This window comes from Streptomyces sp. NPDC034670, assembly GCF_055574875.1.
The window spans coordinates 132,901-154,447 of the sequence record NZ_JBVITR010000006.1 but is presented as its reverse complement, the minus strand read 5'-3'; the positions used below and the strand labels follow the sequence as shown (position 1 = coordinate 154,447).

At 71.4% G+C, this 21,547-nt stretch carries 36 protein-coding genes; all 36 read right to left on the bottom strand.

Annotation, left to right across the window (positions count from 1 at the left end; all coding sequences use genetic code 11):
- Nucleotides 1–105 precede the first annotated feature (105 nt).
- Entirely contained in the window at nt 106–552 is a 447-nt protein-coding gene (locus ACZ56B_RS06930; RefSeq protein ID WP_468787062.1) for a S1 domain-containing protein, read from the bottom strand.
- A gap of 15 nt (nt 553–567) precedes the next feature.
- Nucleotides 568–1,074, bottom strand: coding sequence for a hypothetical protein (locus ACZ56B_RS06925; protein WP_468787060.1), 507 nt, complete (start codon nt 1,072–1,074; stop codon nt 568–570).
- Between the two features lie 5 nt (nt 1,075–1,079).
- The gene (locus ACZ56B_RS06920; protein ID WP_468787058.1) at nt 1,080–1,571 is read right to left on the bottom strand and encodes a phage tail tube protein; all 492 of its coding nucleotides are present in this window, start codon (nt 1,569–1,571) and stop codon (nt 1,080–1,082) included.
- Nucleotides 1,571–1,786: a hypothetical protein gene (locus ACZ56B_RS06915; protein ID WP_468787056.1), complete on the bottom strand. Its 216-nt coding sequence runs from the start codon at nt 1,784–1,786 to the stop codon at nt 1,571–1,573. Before ACZ56B_RS06915 ends, ACZ56B_RS06920 begins: the two co-directional genes overlap by 1 nt.
- Nucleotides 1,787–1,799: 13 nt before the next feature.
- A complete protein-coding gene (locus tag ACZ56B_RS06910) occupies nt 1,800–2,261 on the bottom strand; it encodes a hypothetical protein (RefSeq protein ID WP_468787054.1) in 462 nt (153 codons plus the stop codon).
- Nucleotides 2,262–2,804: a head-tail connector protein gene (locus ACZ56B_RS06905; protein ID WP_468787052.1), complete on the bottom strand. Its 543-nt coding sequence runs from the start codon at nt 2,802–2,804 to the stop codon at nt 2,262–2,264.
- 12 nt (nt 2,805–2,816) lie between these two features.
- Nucleotides 2,817–3,035 carry a hypothetical protein gene (locus ACZ56B_RS06900; protein WP_468787050.1) on the bottom strand — a complete coding sequence of 73 codons (219 nt, stop codon included), beginning with the start codon at nt 3,033–3,035 and terminating at the stop codon, nt 2,817–2,819.
- Entirely contained in the window at nt 3,035–3,424 is a 390-nt protein-coding gene (locus ACZ56B_RS06895) for a hypothetical protein (protein WP_468787048.1), read from the bottom strand. Before ACZ56B_RS06895 ends, ACZ56B_RS06900 begins: the two co-directional genes overlap by 1 nt.
- A 38-nt stretch (nt 3,425–3,462) precedes the next feature.
- Nucleotides 3,463–4,713, bottom strand: a complete 1,251-nt coding sequence (locus tag ACZ56B_RS06890) for a phage major capsid protein (protein WP_468787046.1) — start codon at nt 4,711–4,713, stop codon at nt 3,463–3,465.
- A gap of 66 nt (nt 4,714–4,779) precedes the next feature.
- Entirely contained in the window at nt 4,780–5,535 is a 756-nt protein-coding gene (locus ACZ56B_RS06885; protein ID WP_468787044.1) for an HK97 family phage prohead protease, read from the bottom strand.
- On the bottom strand, nt 5,519–6,865 hold the full coding sequence (locus ACZ56B_RS06880; protein ID WP_468787042.1) for a phage portal protein: 1,347 nt from the start codon (nt 6,863–6,865) through the stop codon (nt 5,519–5,521). Before ACZ56B_RS06880 ends, ACZ56B_RS06885 begins: the two co-directional genes overlap by 17 nt.
- On the bottom strand, nt 6,862–7,038 hold the full coding sequence (locus tag ACZ56B_RS06875; protein WP_468787040.1) for a hypothetical protein: 177 nt from the start codon (nt 7,036–7,038) through the stop codon (nt 6,862–6,864). Before ACZ56B_RS06875 ends, ACZ56B_RS06880 begins: the two co-directional genes overlap by 4 nt.
- Nucleotides 7,032–8,507, bottom strand: coding sequence for a terminase (locus tag ACZ56B_RS06870; RefSeq protein ID WP_468787038.1), 1,476 nt, complete (start codon nt 8,505–8,507; stop codon nt 7,032–7,034). The genes ACZ56B_RS06875 and ACZ56B_RS06870 overlap by 7 nt, the downstream gene beginning before the upstream one ends.
- A complete protein-coding gene (locus ACZ56B_RS06865; protein WP_468787036.1) occupies nt 8,491–8,757 on the bottom strand; it encodes a hypothetical protein in 267 nt (88 codons plus the stop codon). The genes ACZ56B_RS06870 and ACZ56B_RS06865 overlap by 17 nt, the downstream gene beginning before the upstream one ends.
- A 249-nt stretch (nt 8,758–9,006) precedes the next feature.
- Nucleotides 9,007–9,444 carry an AAA family ATPase gene (locus ACZ56B_RS06860; RefSeq protein WP_468787034.1) on the bottom strand — a complete coding sequence of 146 codons (438 nt, stop codon included), beginning with the start codon at nt 9,442–9,444 and terminating at the stop codon, nt 9,007–9,009.
- A gap of 179 nt (nt 9,445–9,623) precedes the next feature.
- Nucleotides 9,624–9,905 (bottom strand): HNH endonuclease, encoded by a 282-nt coding sequence (locus tag ACZ56B_RS06855; RefSeq protein ID WP_468787032.1) that lies wholly within the window; start codon nt 9,903–9,905, stop codon nt 9,624–9,626.
- A gap of 12 nt (nt 9,906–9,917) precedes the next feature.
- Nucleotides 9,918–10,172 carry a hypothetical protein gene (locus ACZ56B_RS06850; RefSeq protein WP_468787030.1) on the bottom strand — a complete coding sequence of 85 codons (255 nt, stop codon included), beginning with the start codon at nt 10,170–10,172 and terminating at the stop codon, nt 9,918–9,920.
- A 280-nt stretch (nt 10,173–10,452) separates the two neighbouring features.
- A complete protein-coding gene (locus ACZ56B_RS06845) occupies nt 10,453–10,653 on the bottom strand; it encodes a hypothetical protein (RefSeq protein ID WP_468787028.1) in 201 nt (66 codons plus the stop codon).
- A 183-nt stretch (nt 10,654–10,836) separates the two neighbouring features.
- Nucleotides 10,837–12,948 (bottom strand): FtsK/SpoIIIE domain-containing protein, encoded by a 2,112-nt coding sequence (locus tag ACZ56B_RS06840; RefSeq protein WP_468787026.1) that lies wholly within the window; start codon nt 12,946–12,948, stop codon nt 10,837–10,839.
- A gap of 86 nt (nt 12,949–13,034) precedes the next feature.
- Nucleotides 13,035–13,214 carry a hypothetical protein gene (locus ACZ56B_RS06835; RefSeq protein ID WP_468787025.1) on the bottom strand — a complete coding sequence of 60 codons (180 nt, stop codon included), beginning with the start codon at nt 13,212–13,214 and terminating at the stop codon, nt 13,035–13,037.
- Nucleotides 13,211–13,396, bottom strand: coding sequence for a hypothetical protein (locus tag ACZ56B_RS06830; RefSeq protein ID WP_468787023.1), 186 nt, complete (start codon nt 13,394–13,396; stop codon nt 13,211–13,213). Before ACZ56B_RS06830 ends, ACZ56B_RS06835 begins: the two co-directional genes overlap by 4 nt.
- A 32-nt stretch (nt 13,397–13,428) precedes the next feature.
- A complete protein-coding gene (locus ACZ56B_RS06825) occupies nt 13,429–13,632 on the bottom strand; it encodes a hypothetical protein (protein ID WP_468787021.1) in 204 nt (67 codons plus the stop codon).
- A gap of 92 nt (nt 13,633–13,724) precedes the next feature.
- A complete protein-coding gene (locus ACZ56B_RS06820; RefSeq protein ID WP_468787019.1) occupies nt 13,725–14,030 on the bottom strand; it encodes a hypothetical protein in 306 nt (101 codons plus the stop codon).
- Entirely contained in the window at nt 14,027–14,200 is a 174-nt protein-coding gene (locus ACZ56B_RS06815; RefSeq protein ID WP_468787017.1) for a hypothetical protein, read from the bottom strand. The genes ACZ56B_RS06820 and ACZ56B_RS06815 overlap by 4 nt, the downstream gene beginning before the upstream one ends.
- A complete protein-coding gene (locus tag ACZ56B_RS06810) occupies nt 14,197–15,339 on the bottom strand; it encodes a conjugal transfer protein (protein ID WP_468787015.1) in 1,143 nt (380 codons plus the stop codon). The genes ACZ56B_RS06815 and ACZ56B_RS06810 overlap by 4 nt, the downstream gene beginning before the upstream one ends.
- Nucleotides 15,336–15,743: a DUF6907 domain-containing protein gene (locus ACZ56B_RS06805; RefSeq protein WP_468787013.1), complete on the bottom strand. Its 408-nt coding sequence runs from the start codon at nt 15,741–15,743 to the stop codon at nt 15,336–15,338. Before ACZ56B_RS06805 ends, ACZ56B_RS06810 begins: the two co-directional genes overlap by 4 nt.
- Nucleotides 15,740–16,009: a hypothetical protein gene (locus tag ACZ56B_RS06800; protein ID WP_468787011.1), complete on the bottom strand. Its 270-nt coding sequence runs from the start codon at nt 16,007–16,009 to the stop codon at nt 15,740–15,742. Before ACZ56B_RS06800 ends, ACZ56B_RS06805 begins: the two co-directional genes overlap by 4 nt.
- Nucleotides 16,010–16,108: 99 nt before the next feature.
- Complete coding sequence (locus tag ACZ56B_RS06795; RefSeq protein ID WP_468787009.1) at nt 16,109–16,348, bottom strand: hypothetical protein; 240 nt, start codon at nt 16,346–16,348, stop codon at nt 16,109–16,111.
- 41 nt (nt 16,349–16,389) lie between these two features.
- Entirely contained in the window at nt 16,390–17,016 is a 627-nt protein-coding gene (locus ACZ56B_RS06790) for a hypothetical protein (RefSeq protein WP_468787007.1), read from the bottom strand.
- Nucleotides 17,013–17,219, bottom strand: a complete 207-nt coding sequence (locus ACZ56B_RS06785; RefSeq protein WP_468787005.1) for a hypothetical protein — start codon at nt 17,217–17,219, stop codon at nt 17,013–17,015. Before ACZ56B_RS06785 ends, ACZ56B_RS06790 begins: the two co-directional genes overlap by 4 nt.
- A 13-nt stretch (nt 17,220–17,232) precedes the next feature.
- Entirely contained in the window at nt 17,233–17,733 is a 501-nt protein-coding gene (locus ACZ56B_RS06780; RefSeq protein WP_468787003.1) for a single-stranded DNA-binding protein, read from the bottom strand.
- Between the two features lie 119 nt (nt 17,734–17,852).
- Nucleotides 17,853–18,278, bottom strand: a complete 426-nt coding sequence (locus ACZ56B_RS06775) for a hypothetical protein (RefSeq protein WP_468787001.1) — start codon at nt 18,276–18,278, stop codon at nt 17,853–17,855.
- Between the two features lie 104 nt (nt 18,279–18,382).
- On the bottom strand, nt 18,383–18,808 hold the full coding sequence (locus tag ACZ56B_RS06770) for a hypothetical protein (protein ID WP_468786999.1): 426 nt from the start codon (nt 18,806–18,808) through the stop codon (nt 18,383–18,385).
- The gene (locus ACZ56B_RS06765; RefSeq protein WP_468786997.1) at nt 18,805–19,017 is read right to left on the bottom strand and encodes a hypothetical protein; all 213 of its coding nucleotides are present in this window, start codon (nt 19,015–19,017) and stop codon (nt 18,805–18,807) included. The genes ACZ56B_RS06770 and ACZ56B_RS06765 overlap by 4 nt, the downstream gene beginning before the upstream one ends.
- 274 nt (nt 19,018–19,291) lie before the next feature.
- Nucleotides 19,292–20,470 carry an AAA family ATPase gene (locus ACZ56B_RS06760; protein WP_468786995.1) on the bottom strand — a complete coding sequence of 393 codons (1,179 nt, stop codon included), beginning with the start codon at nt 20,468–20,470 and terminating at the stop codon, nt 19,292–19,294.
- The gene (locus tag ACZ56B_RS06755; protein ID WP_468786993.1) at nt 20,467–21,393 is read right to left on the bottom strand and encodes a bifunctional DNA primase/polymerase; all 927 of its coding nucleotides are present in this window, start codon (nt 21,391–21,393) and stop codon (nt 20,467–20,469) included. The genes ACZ56B_RS06760 and ACZ56B_RS06755 overlap by 4 nt, the downstream gene beginning before the upstream one ends.
- Nucleotides 21,394–21,547 lie beyond the last annotated feature (154 nt).

Here is a 21,547-nt window from a genome sequence, read left to right as displayed (position 1 = left end):
GGTCCAGCCAGGCGACCAGGCGCAGGAACCGGTCGACCGGCAGCCGGTCGTACTCGGACGGCTGCATGTGCAGGTAGTGGAAGAACAGCGGCTCGTAGCTCTGGATCAGGCCGCGGAGTCCTGGCGGCCCTTGATCAAGTGGCCTTTTCCCAGCGCTTCCAGCGCCTGGTCGACGTCGTCCCGGTTGTCGGCGAGCTTCCGCAGGTGCGGCGTGATCGCGTCGATCATCGAGTCCTCGCTCTTGGCCATGGCCTCCGCCATGAGGTTGGTGAGGACCTCGTCGATCTCAGCGCGCTCGATCCGCGCGGACAGGCGGCGCCGCCACCCCGGGACATCGAACGTCGCGAACTCCAGGCCGGCCTGCTTGCGCCGGCGGAACGCCCACAGCACCGCGCGCATCGCGGTCGGGTCCTGCGCCCGCAGCCGGTCCTCGATGGTCCGCCACGGCACATCCCCCATGGCCTCCTCGACGGCGGCCGCCTCCAGCGCGGACAGGTCGTCGGTGGACACTCGCTCGACGCTGCCGTCGTCCTGCCTGTACGCGATGATCACTGTGGTTCTCTCTTCTCATTCGAGGTCCCGGCGGACATCGCCGAGGACGCGTTCGACTTCGGCCCGCATCCGCGGGAGACCGGCCTGCACGGTGCTGGACCACCAGCCGGTCGGCCGGGCCCACTGCGTCGCCCAGCGGCGTCTGTTGCCGAACACCGGGTGACGGACCCTGCCCGCCTCGATGACCCAGGGCATGTTCCGCATGTCGGCGGGGAGCCGGGCCCGGTCGATCCAGACGCGGGCGCCGGGGGCGGCGCCCGAGCGGACGCTGATCCGGACCGCCCCGGCGATCGTCGACCGCAGCGGGCGCGTGGTGGGCGACGGGCCGCCCCGCTTGGTGCGGCCCGGGCCGGGAAGCTGCACCGTGCGGATGGACCGCTGCAGATCCTTCTGCAGCGGCTCGGCGGCCCGCCTGACCCGGCGGCTGAAGTTCTGCCGCAGCCGCGGGCCGCCCGCCCTGCGCATCCGCCGGGACAGCTCTATCAGCTGCCCGGTGCCCAGGATCCGAACCGAGCTGGGCATGACCGTCAGCCGCCGGCCGCTGCGGGGATGGCCACGTTCTCGGCGGGCTCCGAGGTAATGGCGAACTGACACATGATCTGCGCGGCCGTGTCGAGCTCGCGCACCTTGGCCTGCGAGGTGACGGTGACCGGGTACACGTCCATGGTCTGGGTGGGCACGTCGCCCTCGTCCATCCACACGATGAACCCGGTCGCCTCGCGCACCAGCAGCGTGCGGACGTCGTCGGCGTCCTTGCTCGCCCAGAACGTGAGGCTGGAGTCGGAGGCGGTGATCTCACCGCCGACCACCGGCGTGAAGCGGGAGCCGAGCGCCGGGGTGGGGACGGTGCCCGAGGTGGTCTGCCACCCGGACATCGCGCCGGTCTCGCCCTCCAACGCGGTGCCCGCGTCCAGCTCGGCCCGGGTCGGCGCGTTCTTGTTCGCGATCACCGGCACCCACAGCACGCGGGTCACGCCGCGCCGGTAGTACCTGACCGACGCGTTGATCGGAGTCGCCATCAGCTCTCTCCCTCAGTCCGCCGACGGCCCTTCGCCGCGGCCGTCGTCTTCTCGACCGGGACGGCCGGGGGGTCCACGGCCGGGACGCCCACCGCCGCGGCGTCCTCGGTCTGGACGTCCGTCCTCTTCCACCCCGACCGCTCGTAGTGCATCACCGAGATCTCCGGGACCTCGATCTCCCGGTCCACCTCGGGGTGCCTCATCCGCACGCTCACCGTGCGCTCCCTTCTACGTGAAGCACCGGCCGGCCACCGTCAGCAGCAGCACAGCCTGAGCGCCCTTGTCTGTCTGGTCCTGCGTCAACTGGCTCGCCTCAATGGCGGCTTCCACCTCACCGCGGCCGAGGCCGATGCTCGGGTCGGCGGCCAGCCACTCCTCGACGCGGGCGCCGATCTCATACGCCCGCACCCGTGCGGCTCGCACGTCGGTGCTGCCGGGCTGTGCGATCGCGGCGACCATCACCTGGAACTGCTCCTCGCGGGAGCGGGTGCTGAGCCCGGCCCACCCGCCGACGGTCTGCGCGGCCTGGAAGTCCCCGGCCGGGTCGCCGTCGAACCCGACGATCAACCAGTCCCGGGCGCTGCTGTCGGTTCTCTCCGGCCCGTCCGACACCCGCACATCGGCCAGGGCCGGGTCGGTCCTGCCGAGCTCGACCAGGCGGTCGAGGATCTCGGGCACTCGCGAGCCCATCTACGCCACCCCCGGGGGGAGCCGGAAGCTGTCGAGGAGCTGCATCACCCGGTGCGGGACGGCGTACCCGAAACCCGGGACCGGCTCGGTGACGGAGAAGTCATCGCCGCCTCCGGCCAGTCCGCCGCGGGTCGCGCGCTGCGTGCGCCACAGGTGCTGCAGCAGGACGAGCGCGGCCAACTTGATGGTGGGCGGCACCTCGGCGCGGCCGGCGGTGTACGTGACGGTGTACGTCCCGGCCGGGAAGCTGCCGCCGTCCGCGCGGGTGATGACGCCGGCCGGGCCGTCCACCGTCAGCGTGTCAGCCGCGTAGGTGGTGCCCGCGCCCGCCAGCGAGGTGACCGACACCAGCGGCGGGTGCAGCACGGCCAGGGCCGCCCCGCCGCCGGTCACTCTGTCGGTGATCTCCCGCTGCTCGACGACGCCCACGAAGCCCTCGATGACCGCGGGCAGCGCGTCGATGTACGTCTGCAGCTCGACGTCCTCGGCGGTGCCTGTGATGTCCAGCTGCCGCTTGGCCTCTTCCAGCGTCACCAGCGCCATCCCGTCCCCCTCCTACGACTGGCCGCGCGGCGGCGTCTTGCGGCGGGCCCGGCGGGCGGTCGTCTCGGTGCTGGTCTGCTCGGGCGTCTCGACGGGCGCGGTGCGCACCAGCTCGGCGCGCACCCCGTCCGCCCACTTCGCCGCCTCCGGGCCGGGAAGGTCGATCTCCTCCCCGGCCCGCCAGGAGAAGCCCTCACCCGCCACGCTGGTCAGCATGCGGATGCGGGCCATCAGTCGCCGAGCCCCTGGTGCCGCTGCTCGACCTCGCGCTCGGCCTTCGCCTTGGCCTCCTCGACGGCCTTGTCCTGCTCCTCCTTGAGCGCCTTGATCTCGGCGTCCGGCTCCGAGGACCCGGTGCCGTCGGCGGCCGGACCGGCGGCCACGCCGCGCGCGGCAACGTCGACGGCGGACACCGCCTGCACGGCCAGCTGTTCCTTGGCCGCGGCGATCGCCGTGTCCTTGTCCCCGATGAACTCGGGGTTGACCTGGTCCATGGAGCCGTCCGCCTTGCGGGAGGCCATGACGATGCGGTCGTGGTCGCCGTGCTCGGCGGCCTTCGCGGTGGGCTTGTTCTGCGTGACCCCGCTGTCCGGGGTCTCCTTCTTCGGGCTGGTCGCCATGAGGGCGTCCCTTCCTGTGAGTGGGCCGGAGAGCTGGGTCAGGCGGCCGCGTTGGCGTAGGCGCGGTAGGCGGCCGTGTCCTGCGGGGTGCCGTCGGTGCGCGCGAACGCGAGGAAGCCGACCTGGAGGTAGTCCGCGTACCGCTCGGCGAGGCGCAGCAGCTGCACGTCCTGCACGTCGCGGATGAGGTAGCCGGCGTAGAAGTCGCCGAACAGGATGCTCTTGGCACCGGCCGCCATGACGGGCATGTCCTGGTTGATCGTGTAGTTGTAGCCCAGCAGCCCGTCCGGGACGCCGACCTGCACGGACGGCTCCCACAGCGGCCGGTTCTGGCCGTCCTTGAGCTTCCGGGCCGCTGCCAGGGTGGCGTCGTTGAGCATGAACCGGGCCCGGCCGGAGTTGCGGTACGCGGGGTCCACGGAGTGGATGAGGTCGATCAGGTCGTCGTAGGTGACCGTGGTGGTCTGCCCGGACGCGCCGGTCTTCCCGATGACGGCGTTGGTCTGCACGCCCTCCGGCTGGGCGGTGCCCGTACCCGTGGTGAAGTGGATGTTCTGCGCGCGTCCGATCCGGCGACCGAGGACGCCGGCCAGCCAGGATTCCAGGTCGAACGCACTGTCGTTGAGCAGCTGCAGGGAAACCCGGACCAGCTTCGACGTGTACATGTACGCGCCGATGTCGTTCGTCCCCAGCGTCACGTCCTGCTCGGTGACCTGCGTGTTCTCCGCCAGGATGGCGCCCACGTTCGCGGTGTCGTCGTTCGTCGGCCACGGCAGCGTGGCGCCGGTCTCGGTCGTGATGACCTCGGCGACGTCCCGCATGGAGCTGTAGAACTCCATCGTCTCGACGAGCTTGGCCCGGAACGGCGCCGGGACCATGTAGCCGCCGGCCGCGCCGGTGGCCACGCCCTGGGCGCGCAGCTCCTTGCCGTCGATCCAGCCGGTGCGCAGCGCGGCGCGCTCCTCGCTGGTCAGCTCGGTGGTGCCTTCGCGGACCCAGGAGCGCCAGGCGCTGGCGTAGGCCTCGGCCTTGTCGGGGCCGCCGTGCCGCTCCTCGTCGGCGTCCCGGGTCACGTCGATGACCTGCGAGTAGTCGACGCTCGCGAGGCGCTGGTGGCGCTCCTCGCGCTCGATGTCGGCGGACAGCCGCTCGACGTCGGCGAGGGCGGCGTCCCAGGCCGCGCGGTCCTCGGCGGACAGCTCCGTCTCCGTGGCCGCGCGGTCCTGGAACTTCTGTGCGGCGTCCCAGGCGCTGGCGCGCTGGTCGAGCAGATCCTTCAGGGTGGGCATGTGTGCCTCCAGCACGAAGGGCCCCACACCGGTGGCGAGGGGCTGGGGGATGGTTGGTGGGTGCGGCTACCGCGCCAGGCGGTAGCGGGCGGCGAGCAGCTCCATCTGCCTCGCCTGACGGCCCCCAGTGGTCTCTCCCGGCTGGGTCGCGTCGCTGCCCCGAGTGGCCGCAGGGGCGGCCGGCTCGCGGCGGAAGTCGTTGAGTTCGGGCCGGTGCGCGGCCCGACGGTCGAACGCTCCGTCGTCGCCGCGTGCGGCGAGCGCCACGCCGACGGAGCGCAGCGCGGCGTCGGTGCCCTCGTAGGCGGGGAACGTGACGGCGCTGACCTCGAAGAGCTGCACCTCGCGGATGATGCGCAGCTCGGCCTCCATGTCGCCCTCGGACGTGGAGACGCTCACGGTCTCCCAGTCGTCCTTCACGGTGCGGAACCCGAAGCTCATACCGGTGACGTTCTTGTTCTCCAGGTTCACGACCAGGTCCCCGACGTAGGACAGGCGCGTGTCGAGGTCCGCGTCGACGGCCAGACCGATCTGGTCCTGCGTCAGACGCAGGCTGCCGGCCGACACCCGGGAGACGACCAGGCGGGTGTCGTGGTCGACGAGGAACCGGGCGTCGCCCTCGGACAGGGTCTTCGTGAAGGCGCCCGGCGCGATCTCCTCGTAGAACCCCCACGTCAGCGGGTTGCCGATCGCAGTGCGCTGGTTGAATACGGCGGCGTGGCCGTCGAAGCCGCGCACGCCCTGGTCATCTCCGGCCGCGCGCAGCTGCACCCCGGCCGTCGCCAGGGTGAGGTCGCGGCGCTCCTCATTCCTGCTGGTCATCTTCGGCGCCTTCCTCGCGGACTGGCTCGGGCTCGGGGGTCAGTAGTCGGTGCGCGGCCGCCAGGTGCCGGGCAGCGCGCGCGGCGCGGTCGTCGGGTTCGGCGTCCGCCGGTGCGGACTGCGCGGCGAGCGGGTCGCTGCCCAGCGGGGCCATGTAGGTGGGCTGCAGTCGCATGCTGCCCTCGGGCCCGCCGATCGGCGTGAGGTCCTCGAGCTCGCGGATGTCGTCCGCGGAGAACGCGCCGGTGTCGCGCATCGCCCGGTAGAACGTCGCCCGCGCCGAACTGTCCCCCCTGAGCAGCCCGCCAAGCTGGTACTTGGCGTACTGGTCGGTGCCCAGCAGCTCCTTGGTGACGCGCTGCTCGGTCGGCGTCAGCCACGTCGGAGCCAGGTCCCAGGTGACGAAGCCCTGCGCCTGCTGTTCCAGCCCGGTGCCCCACGACGTGCTCTTCTCCGTGGACATCAGCAGGAACGGCGGCACGCCGAACATGCGGGCCACCTCGACGACCTGGAACTGCCGGGACTCCAGGAACTGGCTGTCGCGGTACGGCATCGTCACCGGCTGGAACGACGCCCCGGAGTCGAGGACGGCGATGTCGCCGGCCGACTCGTACCCGGACAGCTTGGCCTTCCAGTTGGCCTTGAGCTGCGCGGCCTGCTCGGCGGTCAGCCGCTGCTCGGTCTGCAGCACCCCAGAGATCATGTTCCCGGAGCCGTACAGCCGCGCGGCCGCCTTCTCCGCCGCCAGCCCCAGGCCGATGCCCTCGGCCGCCGCACGGATCGGCGAGCAGCCGGTCACACCGTCGTACCCGAGGGCAGGCAGGTGCAGGATCTCCCGGGACGTCAGCCGCTGCCGCACCCCGTTGTCGTCCTGGACCCAGAACACCTTCCCGCCCGGGTTCTCCGGGGTCGGTGCCTCCCGGTCGACCTTCACCCGGTCCGGGCGGATCGGCCACAGCTGCACAACCTCGGCCCCGGCCCGGTTGCGGACCTTCTGCAGGTAGGCGTTACCCCACAGCAGCCGGTGCACGTACACCAGCCGCCACAGCTCGAACGGGGTCAGCTCCGGGTGCGGATCCTCCAGCAGCGCCACCGTGGTGCGGTCCCGGGTGCCCGCGGCGTAGGTGTGCAGCGGCAGTGCGGCGGCCACGTTCGCGATGACCGCGACGGCCCGCCACACAGCCGGCATGCGCATCCCGCTGGTCTCCGTGACCTGCACCCCGGACTCACCGGCCGTACCGCCCAGCAGGCTGACCAGGTTGGCGGAGGTCAGCGGCACCGCCGGGTTCTCCACCGTCGCTCGTCGCTCGAACAGGCCGAACAGGCTCATGACCGCGCCTCCTTACGGGGGGTCGGCGGCGGCTGGGCGAGGACCCGCTCGACGGCCACAACGCCCGCCAGGCCGCCCAGGATGAGCGCTGCGGGCACGTAGACGAGGGCGACGCCGGCGAGGACGGTGAGCACGAACAGGAACTCCAGCAGGTGCAGGGCGGTTCTCACCACAGGTTCGGCGCCCCTTCCTCTTCCACCTCGACGCCGAGCCCCCACCGGGCGAGCGTCGCTGCCACCAGCGGGCTGATGTCCACGGAGACGATCCGGCGGGCCCAGGCCCAGGCGTCGCCGAGCGGGCGCTTCTGTGCGCCTGCCAGGGCCGAGGCCAGGGGAGCCTGGTCCAGGTGGGACAGGGTTTGTTCGGCCACGGCGTCGAAGAACTGACCGCAGGCCGCGGCGACCTCGCGGCCCTTCGGCTGCACGATCTCGACGCCGAGGCGTTCCTCGAGGTCGGCGATGAGCGATCCGGCCGGCCCAGCGGCGTCGACGACCCAGCAGCGCGGCTGCCACTTTGCGTGCAGGTCCGCAGCGCGGTCCAGGATCCAGCCGGTGCCGGGCCGGTGGTCGACGACCTCGACGTGCGTGCCGCCCCGCCACTCGCCCGCCACGGCGATTGCCGCGTGGGACCGCTCGGGGGTCATGTCGATGGCGAACGCCACCGGATCCGACGGGGAGCTGTCAGCGGCGGCCAGGGCCCGCCAGGCGTCCTCGCCGATGACCTGCCAGGTGTCGGCCTCGTCGGACGGGTAGTCGCCCACCCCGAGGCGCTCGCGCTCGAAGATGCCGCTCGATCCCAGCGAGGCCTGTTCGTTGCGGACGAACTCCGGGGTGATCAGGTAGCCCAGTGACGGGTTCGCCTTCGCCCACGACGCCGGATCGTCCGAGCTGTCGTGGTCGGTACAGGCGGGCGGGCACTCGTCTAGGTGCGGGTCCACCGACCACTCGAAGTACGCCAGCGACGGGTCGGGCTGCCCCGACTCCAGCGCGGCGAGGGCCCGCCGGCGCAGGCGCGCGAGCTGGACCGACGGGGCGCCGATCCCGGCACTGCCCAGGTACCACAGCTGCGGGTTCTCCACCGCGGACATGGTCGGCATCAGCGCGCCCATGGCGTCGTCGCCGAGGATCATCGCCTCGTCGAGGATGTTGCAGTCCCCGGTCCAGCCGCGGCCGGAGCCGCCGGACCGGGCGATGAACTGCAGGCTCTGCCCGGTGACCAGCGTGATGGACGTCTCGGTCGTGTTGTTCAGCATCCGCTTCACGCGTTTGCGCAGGTCAGGGCACCCAAGGATCAGGGATTGGATGCGCTGGAACGCGACCCGGCTCGTCTTGAACTCGTGCGCGGAGTGGATGATCAGGCGCTCGCCCAGCAGGAACAGCCCGGCCAACTCTCTGGCCTCGATGATGCCGCCCTTGCCGTTCTGCCTCGGCACGTTGACCGCGCACTCGAACGCGGCCCACTGTCCGTCATCCCGCTCGCGCAGGCCGACGTCCAGGACGTGCTGCTGCCACGGCATCAGGTCCAGGCCGGCGTGCGCGGCCAGCTCCACCGCCTCCCGTCCGGCCGAGGACAGGAACGTCGGCGGCGCGGTGAACAGCCGGGGCCGCTGGGCGCCGCGCAACAGCTCAGGCTCGGCGAGCACGGATCCTCCCGTCCTGGCGCTTCTTCGCCAGCTCGTCCACCCGGTCCGCCTCCGCAGCGACCGGGGCGAGCTTGCGCAGCTCTGTCATGGTGGCCCGGAGCTCGCGGCCGACGTTCGCCTTCGCGGTTGCCCCGTCCTCCCCGTCCATCAGCCGGGCGAGAGTGAGGGCGAGCTGCGCGAGGCCAGGGGCGCGATCGGTGATCCGCATCTGTTCGAGCTCGGCCTCGACCGCCTCCACGTTGGTCGCCATGATCACCCCCCGGCCATCACACAGCGTCACATCACACAGAGTGACGGTCCACTAATTCGACCCACCTGAGTTCGCGGTGATTAGCGAGTACAGGCCCCGTGTAAAAAATCGGGCGACAAGGGCTTTTGGGTCGCCCGGTACCGCGCTGGACTTTTGACCCACTCTCCCCGGCCGATCATGGTCCGAACGCGCTTCGATCATGTTCGCGGTCGCGGTTCGCGCTGCGCAGCGACGCTGAGCGACGCTGCGTCACCACGACCGCGACGCCTGCGGCATGGCCTCTCGGGGCCGGCCCGCCCGGGCCCGGTACCACCGGGTGGCCACCCTCTCCATCTCGGGGGAGCGCATGGCCTGGATCCGCGCCATGACGATCGCTTCGCCCGGGTCGACCACCACGATGCGCGCCTTGTACCGCTTGTACTTGGCCAGCGCCTTGGGGCTGGGCATGGTGTGGATGAGGTAGACGTCCAGCCGGTCGAGCAGCTGCAGCGCCTCGTCGATGGCTGCGTACCGTGCGCGGTGGGCGACGCGCAGGTGCAGCGGGTGCTGGTTCCAGGCCGGGGCGCCGGGGCCGGTGAGGGCCTGGGTGATGCGGTCCAGGTCGATGACCACGTCGTGCGGCTTGGCGTGCGCGTCGATCCAGGAGCTCTTGCCTGCGGCCGGCGGTCCGGTGATGACGTACAGCACGGGGCGTCACCGCCGTGGGCAGCTCTGTCGGCCACGGCACGTTACGTTGTGGCGGCCGAAGAGGCGGCAGGCGATGCGGCGGGGTACGACGTAAGCGAACTCGCGAGATTCGGCGAGGGCAAAGCACAGCCAGTACTCCGGTGCCGTGCGGCACTCACTGGGGTAGCGGTAGCGCACGGTCACCACCTCCGTGATGCGCGCTGTGGTGCTGCCTTGGGCTGGGTGGTGCGGTTGCCGCGGCTGCTGTTGCACCGGCGGTGCGCGGGCCGGGCGTTGGCCGGGTCGAGGAGGCTGCCGCCCTTGGACAGGGGCGTCTCGTGGTCGAGGGTGAAGCTGAGCGGGTGCCGGACGTCGAGGTCGTAGCCGATGTTGTGGCCGCAGATCCAGCAGGGCAGGCGCTGGGCGCGGAGCCAGTCGACGAGGCGGCGGTAGGGGCGCCCGTTGCGCGGATTGCCGGCCACGGGCGCCACCTCCTACAGGTCGTCGCCGAGGACCTCGCGGCGGGCGGCCAGCGCCTTGCGGTTCAGGGCCCCGGTCATGCGGAACAGGGCGACGGTCAGTGCGAGGAAGCCGACGATGAGCAGTACCAGGGTGATGGTGCTGACGACGGCGATGTCCTTGGTGCCGTTGGCGATGATCAGCAAGATGATGTTGCCGCAGATCCAGGCGAACCAGATGCGGAGCTTCTCGACTCTGACGGCGGTCTGAATGTCTCTGTACTGGCTCATGCGGCCCCCACGGTGTGCTGATGCTGGCGGGGCCATCATCGGCTCTGTGGGGACCGTCTGGGTGCGTTGTGCCTGTCCTGTGACGTTGGGGGTCCGCGCAGGGCGTGCGCCAGCAGCAACCCGCACGTCGTGAGCGATCCAGGTTGGTGCCCTGCGCGGACGTCTGGGCACGACGAAGCCCCCGGCTGGTGAAGGAGCGCGGGGGCTTCGTCGTGCGTCTGTGGTGCCGCGTGCGGGCACAGTTGTTCACCGAGATCGTTGCACTTGGCCTGACCTGCGGTCAAGCGGCGGCGCGTGCGGCGCGCTTGGCGGCGAGGGCGGCGACGTCCTTGGCGGCGTACCAGGGCTGGCGCGGGGTGCCGCCGGAGCGGGTGAGCTGGCCGCGGTGGACGATGCTGCGGAGGCCGGTGAGGGACACGCCGAGCAGGCGCGCGGTCTGGTGTGCGGTGAGGTGCCCGGGCCGGATGATCTGCGACTCCATGACCCCATGATGCCCCGGGGAGGGAGGCCAGGCGGGGGAGGCGAAGGGCCCGGATCCAGCGGGATCCGGGCCTCTCTGCGGTTGCCTCCCTCGCCTCCCTCACTGGGTGTTTGTGCAGGTCATGGCGAGGGAGGCGGGTTGGGGAGCCGGGCGGGGAGAACTCCCTCGATCTTGGCGGCTCCCTCAGTCGTCTTCGGTGTCGGCGAGCCGGTCGAGGATGGCGTCCTGGACGCGGTCGCGGGAGACCATGGACTTGCCGCCGCTCTTGTACTGCTCGGCGCCGAACGGCTCCAGGGCGGCCTTGAGGTCGGTCGGGCCCCACTCGCGGTAGGCGGCCGGGTTGCGTTCGGCGAGCCGGTGGAGGACCTCCTGGGTGAGCATGCGCGGCTCGTCGCCGAGGACGGCGGCGACGTCGGCGAGCGGGTCGGCTTCCTGGTGCTCGGGCTCGGCGCCGGGCTCGACGCCGTCGCGTAGGCCCAGGGCGCGCTCGACGACGGGTGTGACTTCGTCGATGCCCTTCTCCGGGTCGCGGGCGACGTAGTGGGAGCGGATCACCTCGAACGGCTTGTTGGTGAAGCCGACGGTGACGGCGGTGCCGATGTCCTCGCCGGGGATGAGGGTGGTCGCGGTGACGCCGGCCTTGTGCTTGCCGGAGCCGAGCAGGCCGTCGTTGGCGACGTGGTCGCCGACGGCGAAGGCCACCCGGTGGCTGGTGTTGCGGGTGACGTCGCGCGGGATGCTGTCCGCCGTGGGGGAGACGGTGACCCAGATCAGGGTGATGCCGGTCTTGCGGGCCTTCTTCATCACCTTCACAGCGAGTTCAGCGGCCTCCTTGCCGTGCTCCTTGTGCATGAACAGCTCGTGGCACTCGTCGAAGACGACGACCTTCGGGCGCATCCGCGGGTCTTTCAGGGCGAGTTCCCGGGTGAGCTTGGTGTTCTCGCCGCCCAGCTCCTCCAGGAGCTTGCCCCGTTCGGTCACCTCGTCCCGCAGGCGGCGCAGGGCGCGCACGGCGGCCTCGATCTGCTCGTCCTCGTCGCCCTTGATCAGGGCGCGCAGGCGGGGCTTGAGCGGGTCGTAGTCGACGTTGTACGCCATGACGTAGGCCTCGACCTCGACGAGCGGGTCCAGGATCGCGCCGAGCAGCAGAGCGATGACCAGGCTCGACTTGCCGGAGCCCATGATGCCGCCGACCATCCAGTTGGCGGCCATGAGCTTGCCGAGGATGGGTTCGCCGCGCTGGGAGACGGCGACGGGCACGCCCTTGAAGTAATCGGCGGTGCCTTCGGTGAGGAGCGGCCAGGGCGGGACGGGCCCGGACAGGGATCCCTGGTCAGCGACCCACAGGTCCAGGGTGCCGGGGATCTTCGGCGGCTCGGTGGGCCACACCTCGACCGGCTTGCGGAGCAGGTTGTGCGCGAGGACGTTCTTGCGGGCGGCGATCATTTCGACGGTGACGCCCATGGGGAGCTGCAGCTGGGTGTGCCAGCCGTTCCCGGAACGGGTGGTCGGAGAGACCCAGCGGGGCTGCCAGCCGTCCTTGATGGCCTTGTTCAGCGGGCCGATGCCGAGGTTGCCCAGGGCGCGCAGGATGGCGCCTTCGTCGGGGACGATGTCGCGGTCTTCGGCGTCCGCGGGCAGGGACCAGGTGGGGGCGGTGTGCTGGTGGCGGCCGACGGCCCAGGCGCCGGCGAGGGCGAGCACGGGGAGGGAGTACAGCAGCGGCTCCCACACGACTCCGGCGATGAACGCGGCCCAGCCGACGAAGTCGACGACGGCCTTGATGGGGGTGAAGATGTCGCTGGTGTCCTCGGTGCCCAGGGCGATCAGCACGCCGAGCATCAGCAGGGCTCCGATACCAGTGGCCGTGGCGGAGCCGATGGCCTTGGGGGCGTTGAGGGCCATCTGCAGCAGCTCGACGCGGCGGCGGTGACGAGCAAAGCGGTAGGCGTAGGCGCGCTGCTCCCAGGTGCGCACCAGTTCTTCGTTGCCGGCGGCCTCGGCGGCGCGCATCATCCGCTCGTGGCGGGCGGTGGTGCGGGAGTCCCAGGCGCGGCGGGCGAGGATGCGGGCACCGCCCAGGGTGTAGGCGCCGTGGCGGACGAGGGTGCGGTATCCGTCGTCGGCGCGGACCTGGACGACGATGCGGCGCAAGTGGTCGATGTGGATCCGGCGGCGCGGTTTCTCAGCCTGCTCGGCGCCCGGGGCGGGCGCAGGCTGTTCGGGAGCGAACTTCAGCAGGGAGACCTGCGGGTTCGCGTGCCCGTTGACCCGCTCTGGAGCGGTCTCGGTCATGATGGGGCTTCCTGCCTCTTCTGGGGGTTGGGAAGGCCCGGGGACGGCGGACAGCTTGGCCGCAGGACGCCGTCCCCGGGGCGGATTCACTTCCTTCGGGCCGCTTCGCGGGCTTCGGCCTTGGCGATGATCTCCTCGGCCTGCTTCTCCAGCCGGGCGGTGCCCCGGCCCTTGGCCTTGCGGCGCTGGATCTGTGCGCCGAGGGCGACGACCCGGGCGATCTCGGCCCAGGACAGGGCGTCGTGGTTGGTGGCGGGCACGGTCACGCCTCCTCGACGTCGATGTAGCGGAAGGCGGCGAGCGCGTGTGCCTGCGGGTCGCTGGTGGCGTCGACGATGCGGCCGGCCTCTTCGGCGTCGCCGCGGTTCACGGCCTCGGCGGCACGGCGGGCGACGTCCAGGTCGACCGTGGCGGTCGGCGGAGACGACTTGCGGCTGAACAGGCCCATGACGGGCTCCTCTCGGGTCAGTGAGGGGTGGGTCAGGCGGGGCGGGCGGCGCGGATCTCGTCGTCGGTGGCGCCGGCCTGCCGGGCGTCATACACCTCGGCCTTCGCGTTCTCGATGGCGATCCGCGCCTTCTGCGAGTTGCGGCCGTAGGTGTTGATCGCCTCAGTGGCGGCGGCGGTGGCGTTGACGGCGGCCTGGATCGCGGCCTTCTTCGCGGTGGAGTTGAACAGGCCCATGACGGGCTCCTTCCGGATCAGGTGGGCCGGGGCTGTCCCGGCTCCCCTCACCGCCCGTGCGAGACGGGCGGATCGGGCAGCTGGTCAGCCGGTCAGCGTTTCTTCTGGGCGTCCTGCCAGATGGAGCGGAGGACCAGGGCGAGGACCGCGACGGACAGGGCGCCGATGGCGATGGCGATGGACGCGAACGCCAGGCCCACACCGCCGACGCAGACGGCGGCGCCGATGCCGAGCCACTCGCCGGTGCTGCGGCCCTGCCGGTGCTGGCAGGCCGGCGCCTGCGGCTGCTGCTGGGCGAGGAGCTGCTGGGCGGCGATGATCGCGGCGATCTGCCGAGTCAGCTCGGTGTTGTCGGCGGCCTCGACCGCGTCCCGGGCGGCCTTCTCAAGGTCGCTCATCGGATCCGCCTCCCCGCGAGGGGCAGGTGCGGGCGGGCTGCGGCACCGAGGGCGAACGCGAGCAGCAGCGGCTGGGCGGTCAGTGCGGTGACCGTGGTGGTGGTCAGGGCGGCCGCCTGCGGGGTGGTCAGCAGCAGGCCGAGCAGGGCGCCGAGGATCAGCCACTTCATGACCGCTCACCCCCGACGACCTCGTGCCGCAGCTTGGTCGCTTCTCGACGCGACAGGCCGAGTTCGTCCTGCAGCGTCTTGATGGTCACCGGCCGGCCGTTCGACCTGACCGCCTCCCGGTTCAGCCTGCGGGCCTGTCGCCGCAGGTCGGACGGGGTGAGGGTGACGGTGGCGGTGACCACCTGCCGGGGCTGCTCAGCGGGGACCGAAGCGGTCTTCTTGAGGCTCAGGTCGGAGGCCTTCGTGGGGCTCCAGAACGTCCCCGACTCCAGCGCGGGTACCGGCGGCATGACCGACCGGGCGACCGACCAGCGCGGCACGAAGGGGTTCCGCTGGTACTTCGGTGCCCCCTTGTCGATGGCCATCCCGACCGGCTGGGGGCGGGCGACGATCGGCAGCAGGCGGGCGCCGGCCGGGACCACCTCGGGCAGCGGCCGGGCGGGCAGCGCGGGCGGGACCGGCTGGTCGTCCTTGACGCGCTCCACGGTCACCTCGACCGCCGGGGCGCGGTACATGTCGGCGAGGGCCGCGTCCGCTCCCTCTCGGACGCGGTGACGCTGGACATCGACCAGGCCGGCGCCGAGCTCGGCATCACCGAAGCCGACGTGCTTCGCGAGCCGCCAGTAGCGGCGCACGGCGGCCCACCGCTTCCACTTGCCGGGGTGGCCCTCGGCGACCGCGCGGTAGAACGCGAGCTGGCGGGCGACGTCGGCGTTGCGGCGCAGCGTCTCGGCGTCCACACCGGTGCGGTAGACGACCACGCTGCGGGCGATGAACCCGAGGCCCTCGGCGGCGCCGGACATGGCGAGCGGGGTCACCGCGTACACCGCGGCCTCCCGGACGCTGCCGGCGATCGTGATGCCGATGCACGAGGCGGAGACCGGGGCGAGCCACATGCCAGCGCGGACGACGGCCGGGGAGGACATTCCGAGCATCGTGCGGCCGAGCATCACCATCGCGAGGATGAGGGTCAGGCCCTCTCCGGCGGCGACGACGCCGGCGGCGGTGGCCTGGCGGCCGAACTCGGAGACGGCGTTGCTGTAGGTGCCCCAGCCGCCTGCGGCGCCGACGGCAACCATGGCGGCCGCGGCCGCGCCGAGGACGCTGGCCTGGCCCTTGGTGAGGGTGCGGGTGGTCATCGGCGCTCACCTCGCAGGCGGGCGACCTCGTCGAGGACGCGGTCGAGGCGGCGGGCGGCGACTCGGAGGGCCTGGGCGAGGTGCCGGCCGTCCTCGGTGGCGACGGTGGCGTCGACGTCCACGTGGATGGCGAGCAGCGGTAGCGGTTCGGGTCGCTGCTTCGCGTGGGGGGCCTGGGTGATGCGGGCCTCCATGACCGTCAGGAGGCCGTACTGGGTGGTGACGGCGTCGGCGCGGACCGCGGGCCCGTTGTGGGTGGTGTCGGCGAGGTACCCGACGAGGTCGTCGTCGTGACCGCGGCACCAGGCCGGTTCGGGCACGGTGACCTCGCCGTGGTCGAGGGTCTGCAGGATGACGGTGTGGTCCCGGTAGCGGGGGTCCTGCTTGCGGGGTGCGGTGCTCACTGGCGCTCACCCGCTTCGGCGTCGAGGGCGCGGAGCAGGATGCGGAGGGCCTCGCGGGTGGCGCCGAACGCCTGGGCGTAGGCGAAGAGGTCGAAGCCGCTGGCGTCGCCGTAGGTGGCGACCATCTCGCGGGCGATGCTGATCGCGGTGTCGAGCTGGGTGGGCTTGCGCAGCTGGTCGCGGACGGCGTCGGCCGCCGTGCCGTACAGCGGCTCGCGGGTGGGGTGACTTGCGGGCGTGTCAGGGCCCGCGAAAAGATCGGTCATGCCGACTCCTGGTGTGGTCAGGATGTTCGGTAGAGGGTCGGGCGGTGCGATCGCCCCGGGTGCGCCAACACCTGGGAGCTGCTGTCCGGCCCTCGCTGTCTATTCGGTTGTGGGAGCGTCCGCGGGCGGACGCTTGCGCTGGTAGCGCTTGATCGCTTGGTCCACTGCTTGCCAGCTGCGGCCCAAGTCTCGGGCGACCTCTGCTCGGGAGCCGAGTTCCTCCACTCCTTCGAGCAGGGCCTCGGCTCGTCGCGCGGCGGCTTCGGACGCGGCTTGGTTGAGCTGCGCCAACAGCTCTTCCTCGTCGCGGACCCGCTCCCGCCAGGGCTTCGGTTCCATCGAGACGACTCTATCCAACACGGGTGTTGGATGCAATGCATTCACGCTGCCTCCTTCGGCTGGAAGTGAAGCAGCAGCAGCCAGTCCTGCTCGGACTTATAGCTGTATCCGCACCACCGGCACGTCACCCGGGTCTGATCTGGCAGGCGAGAGACGACCGCACCGCAGACGACACCGTCACTGTCGACCGCAACGCACGTCCCGAGTCGCTGCGGCCGCGGGGCCGGATCGCCGACGATCGAGCGGGCGGCCGTCTCCAGCTCCCGCGTCTCGCGGAACAGGTCCCCGGTCCCCGGGTAGTGGTCGACGATCCAGTCCAGCTCCATGCCGAGCCAGCGGCAGTCTGCGGCGAGGTCCGCCGGCGGGGGCGGCGGCGAGTGCTGCGGCCACCGCTCGCGCTGCACGTCCACCCGCCACAGCCGCATCACCTCGGCTGCCCGGCCCCAGTTCACGGTGTCGAGGACGTCCTCGTCGAGCGGGGACCGCGGGCCGGCCCCGCCGCGGGTGGCGACGATCTCGCCCCACCCGCGGCCGCGGGGCACCAGGCACTGGCCAACCTCGGCGTACAGGACCGGGAGTTCCTCCAGCCGCTTGGCGAGAGCGACGGTGTGCCGCTCGCACAGGTACCGGCCCGCGGCATCCTCGCCGCACAGCTCGCAGCCGTTCACGGGACGAGTCCGTAGCGCTGCTGAACCTGGTACAGCTCCAGACTGCGCAGGAAGTGGTCGCCGGCCGCACGGCGCCGGGCCTGGTGGGACTCGACGAGGTCGCGGCGGGCCTCGCGCATGTCGAGGATCGCGTGCCACATGGCCATGAGGTTCGCGCCGACCAGCAGGCCGGTGAAGAACAGGATGATCTCGTTCTCAGTCACGTCGTCTCCCTGATCAGAACGGGGGCTCATCGGCGGGCTGCTGCTGGGCGGGCGGGGCGGACCCCCAGCCGCCGCCCTGCTGCTGGCCGTTCGCAGGCCGGGCGTTCGCCCACGCGTCGCCGGCCGGGCCGGACGCCTGCCGCTGGCCACCGGTCTTCTTCGTCACCTTGGCCGTGGCGTAGGCGAGGCTGGCACCGACCTCGTCGACGTCCAGCTCGTACACCGTGCGCTTGACGCCCTCACGGTCCTCGTAGGACCGCTGCTTCAGCCGGCCCTGCACGATCACGCGCATGCCGCGGGCGAGGGATTCAGCGACGTTCTCGGCGGCCTGGCGCCACACCGAGCAGGTGAGGAACAGCGCCTCGCCGTCCTTCCACTCGTTGGTCTGCCGGTCGAAGGTGCGCGGGGTGGACGCGATGCGGAACTTGGCGACCGCGGCGCCGGACGGGGTGAAGCGGAGTTCGGGGTCGTCGACCAGATTGCCGACGACGGTGATCACGGTCTCGCCTGCCATGGCGGGCTCCTTCGGGGGGGCGGACCATCCCGGTGGTGTCACCGGAATGGCCCTGATCTGCGGGATGCTGGGTGGGAGGCCGGGCCCGATGACCGCGGGCCCGGCCGACTGCGTGCGGATCAGGAAGCGTTCTGCGTGAGCTTCTGCCACTCCGGGTCGCTTTCGCGGGCTTCATAAACGGCGCTGCGCACGGCCTTCAGGACCCTGCGGAGACGGGTCACGGCGTCACGGAGCGGGTGGCCGTCGGGAAGGGCGTGCAGGACGTCCCGCAGGCTCCAGTCCGCTTGGGTCACGTCGAACGAGCCGGGGCTGCGCGTGCAGCCCTTGAACGTGCCGCGGTCGAGCTGGCCGAGCGTGAGGCGGAGGTGCCGAAGGTCCAGCTGCCTATCGGTCCGGGACGGGTGGGCGATGGTGACGGTGCCAGCTTTGATGAGGTCGGTGAGGTGCTGCCGGACCGCCGGGTAGACGGGGTTCCATTCGTCGGTGATCTGCTTGGCCTGCTCGCTGGTGACGTACCGGTTGGTGATCTTGTCGGTGGTGAGCATGAGATGCCTCCTATGGGCGGTGGTGCTGGCCGCCGCGACGGCCGGGCGGGATGCTGGATGGATGGCCGGGCCCGATATCCGCGGGCCCGGCCGGAGTGTGCGGGTCAGGTGGACTGCTCGGGTGCGGGCGGCTCCTCGCTGGGGTGGTACAGCCGCAGGAAGCCGTGGTCGTTGCAGGGGTCGCCGGTCAAGCCGTCGGCGTCGACACAGACGGGCACGAGCTCGCCGTCGCTCTTGGCGTTCCAGGCAACGACTGTCCTCGTCCAGACAGTGCCGTCGCTGTCACGGTGCTCGGCGAGCCAGCCGCCACCGGGCAGCGAAACGACGACCGGCAGGTCGGCCTCGTGGAGGCCGGCGAAGTTGCTGTAGCTGTCGGCGTCGACGAGGCGGCCGGTCTTCTCGTCGACGACGAGGGCGGTCTTGTCGTCGTCCCAGGCGACGACGGGCTTGATGGAGTGATGGGTGGTGTCGGTGGCCTTGTTGTGGTGCCGGTAACGGGCCACGTAGGCGGGGCGGTTGGCGGGGATCACTGGGTCTCCTCGGTGGTGTCGTCCGTGACCGTCTCGGTCACGGTTCCGTCCGTCGTGCGGGCGGCGGCTTGGTTGCGGAGGCGTTGGGCGTGCCGGTGGGCGAGGCCGCGCTGCCGGGCGGCGTTGAGGGCTGCGCGCCGGGCCTTAGCCGCTTCGGCGCGGGCGCGGGCGGCGGCGATCTTCTCCGCCACGATGTCGTCGACGTTCACGGTTCGGTCCGGCTGGTGGTGAAGACGGGCATTGGGCGCCTCCTATGGCGGGTGGTTGACCTCGTCCCGGCGGCTTGCGCCTCTGGAGCCCCGCTGTGTGACCTCGTCCTCGTCCCACCTAAAAGAGTGGGACGAGGGACGAGGACTCACGACCTCGTCCGGGACGAGGTGGGACGAGGTGGGACGAGGTCATTTCGGTGGACTGTCGATCAGGACCGGTGTATAAAGCGGGACAGAGTCGGACAGACGACCTCGTCCCATGCCCGGGACGAGGTCAAGCGGCCTCCCCTTCGGGTGGTTCATCCCCATTTGTGGGAGCGGTTGAGAGGCTGTGGAGAGTGGCGCCACGGGGGCCCGGCTCGGTCACGATCCGGCCGGAGTCGACGAGGGCGGCGACCGCCCGCCGCACGTCCACGGCACGGCCAGCGACGCGGTCCTCGATGCCCTTGCCGGGCAGCGGCCCCGGTGCGCCGGCGAGCGCGTCGAGGACCTTGGCCTGAAGGGCGCGCATGCGGCGGGCTTCTTCGTCGGCTTCGCGGTCGTCCTCGTCGCGGACGCTCGGCGCGTACAGGTGAGCTTCGGCGTACTCCTGCGACTCGGACTTGACCACGAGGTCGGCGTACCAGTGCATGCCGCTGGAGTGCGACAGTCCGTTCTTGCGGATCTGGCCGGGTCGGTCCTTGGCGACGCGGATGGTGGATTTGCCGGTGACGCCGATGCCGAACGGACGCCGGTTCTCGAGGATGTACATCACGCCGTTGAGGCCGTTGAGCTTGTGGACGCCGCCGATGCTGTACCGGCCTCGGTTCTCGCTGGACTTGACGACGTGGTCGAGGGTGACGACCGCGGCTCCGGCGTTCTGTAGCGGCCGCAGGAGAAGCCGCCCGAACTTGGCGATGTCGGTGTTGTCCTTCAGCTCCAGGCCGAAGAGGCTCATGCCCTCGGTGACGCCGTCGACGATCGCCAGGGTGGGGCTGTGCTCCAGGACCATGGCGAGGTCGATGAGGTCGATGTCGCTGGGTGAGTTCTCGGGCCGGACGTAGTGGAAGCGTTCCAGGACATCCGCCGGGTTGGCCCCGAGGCAGAGGAGCCGACCGACAACGCCGCCCGCATCGTCCTCGAAGTCGAGGTAGAGAACGTGGTTGCCGTCGTTGATCTCCTGCAAGCAGGCGATCAGGGCGAACCACGTCTTGCCCGCCTCGGACTCGCTGGCGACGCTGTTCATGCGGCCCGGGTAGAACAGGCCGACGCCGTCGTCGCGACGGCCGACGGTGGGTTGCGGCGGCTTGTACGAGCCGTCGAGGACCGACCGCAGATCTTGGGCCGCCCACGTGCGGGGCGCCGGCTCTTTGTTCTCGGCGGGCGCCGCGTCCACGTCACCCCAGTCGACGGGCGGCTCCTCGCCGTCCGGGCCGAAGTAGGCGTCCATGGTCTGCTCGAAGTCGGTCGTCACGCCACCCACCCCCGGTCAGAGGGACGGGTGGACGCGCTGTCGAACGAGGCGCGGGCTTCGGAGTCGGTCAGGCCGACCGCGGACGCAGCGGACATCAGGCCGACTTCGGCTTCGTTGAGATCGATGAGGTTCTGTTCGGCGAGCTCGTGCGCGCGGCACGCGGCGAAGTAGAAGCGGTTGTTGCGGTCGCCCTCGGGTCGGGAGTCCATGACGTGCTGGACGAGGTCGGCCACGGTCCACATGCGCCCACCGCCGGGCCGCTGGCCGGGCTTCTCCGGCGCGGGGAAGCGGTGGCGCGGGGTTGCCCGCGGGGACGATACCCGGCGCTTCGCCTTCCGGGGCAGCAGCTTCTCGGGCCAGGCGACGGTCGGAGCGAGGTACCCCCCGCTGCCCGCCCACCGGTAGCGGCCTCCGGAGGAGTGCACGGAGGGGGCAAGCAGGATGTAGCCGTTGTGCTTGAAGTCGATGCCGGGGCCGAGCAGGCCGGGCAGGTCGAAGTCGGGAGACCGGTACAGCATGTGGAGCCCGCCGCCGCCGGTGAGCTGCATGGTGGTGCCAGGCAGGACGCCCACGCGCTTCTCCAGGGCCTGGTAGGACTCGCGGCCGCCGTTGCGCGGGTCGATGTCGATGACGGCCCAGCCGTTGAGCTTGCAGGGGGCGCCGATGTTGGCGTCGGGTTCTTCGCGCCACCACTTGCGGATCAGGTCGAGGTCGGTGGTGGCGGCGTGGAAGCCGTGGCAGGTGGGGACGCCGCACTGGCAGTCCTCGGGCCGGTGCTTGATGTACAGGCTGCTCTGCCGGTCGCAGCGCGGACAGTTTGCGTAAGGGGTCTTGTTGCGGCGGACGCGGAAGACCTTGATGCCCGCTTCGCCGTAGGTCTCGGCGGCGGCCGGGAGTTCGGCGGGGATGCGGATGCCGATCACGAACGGGGCTCTCTTCTACGAGCTGGATCAGGTGGTTCGTGGGGTGCTGGGGGGGGGGGGGGGGGGGGGGGGGGGAAACAAGGGGGGGGGGGGACTTGCTTTTGATTGGGGGGGTCTTCCTGGTCGGCGGGGGTGGGAGGGGGGCCGACTCCGT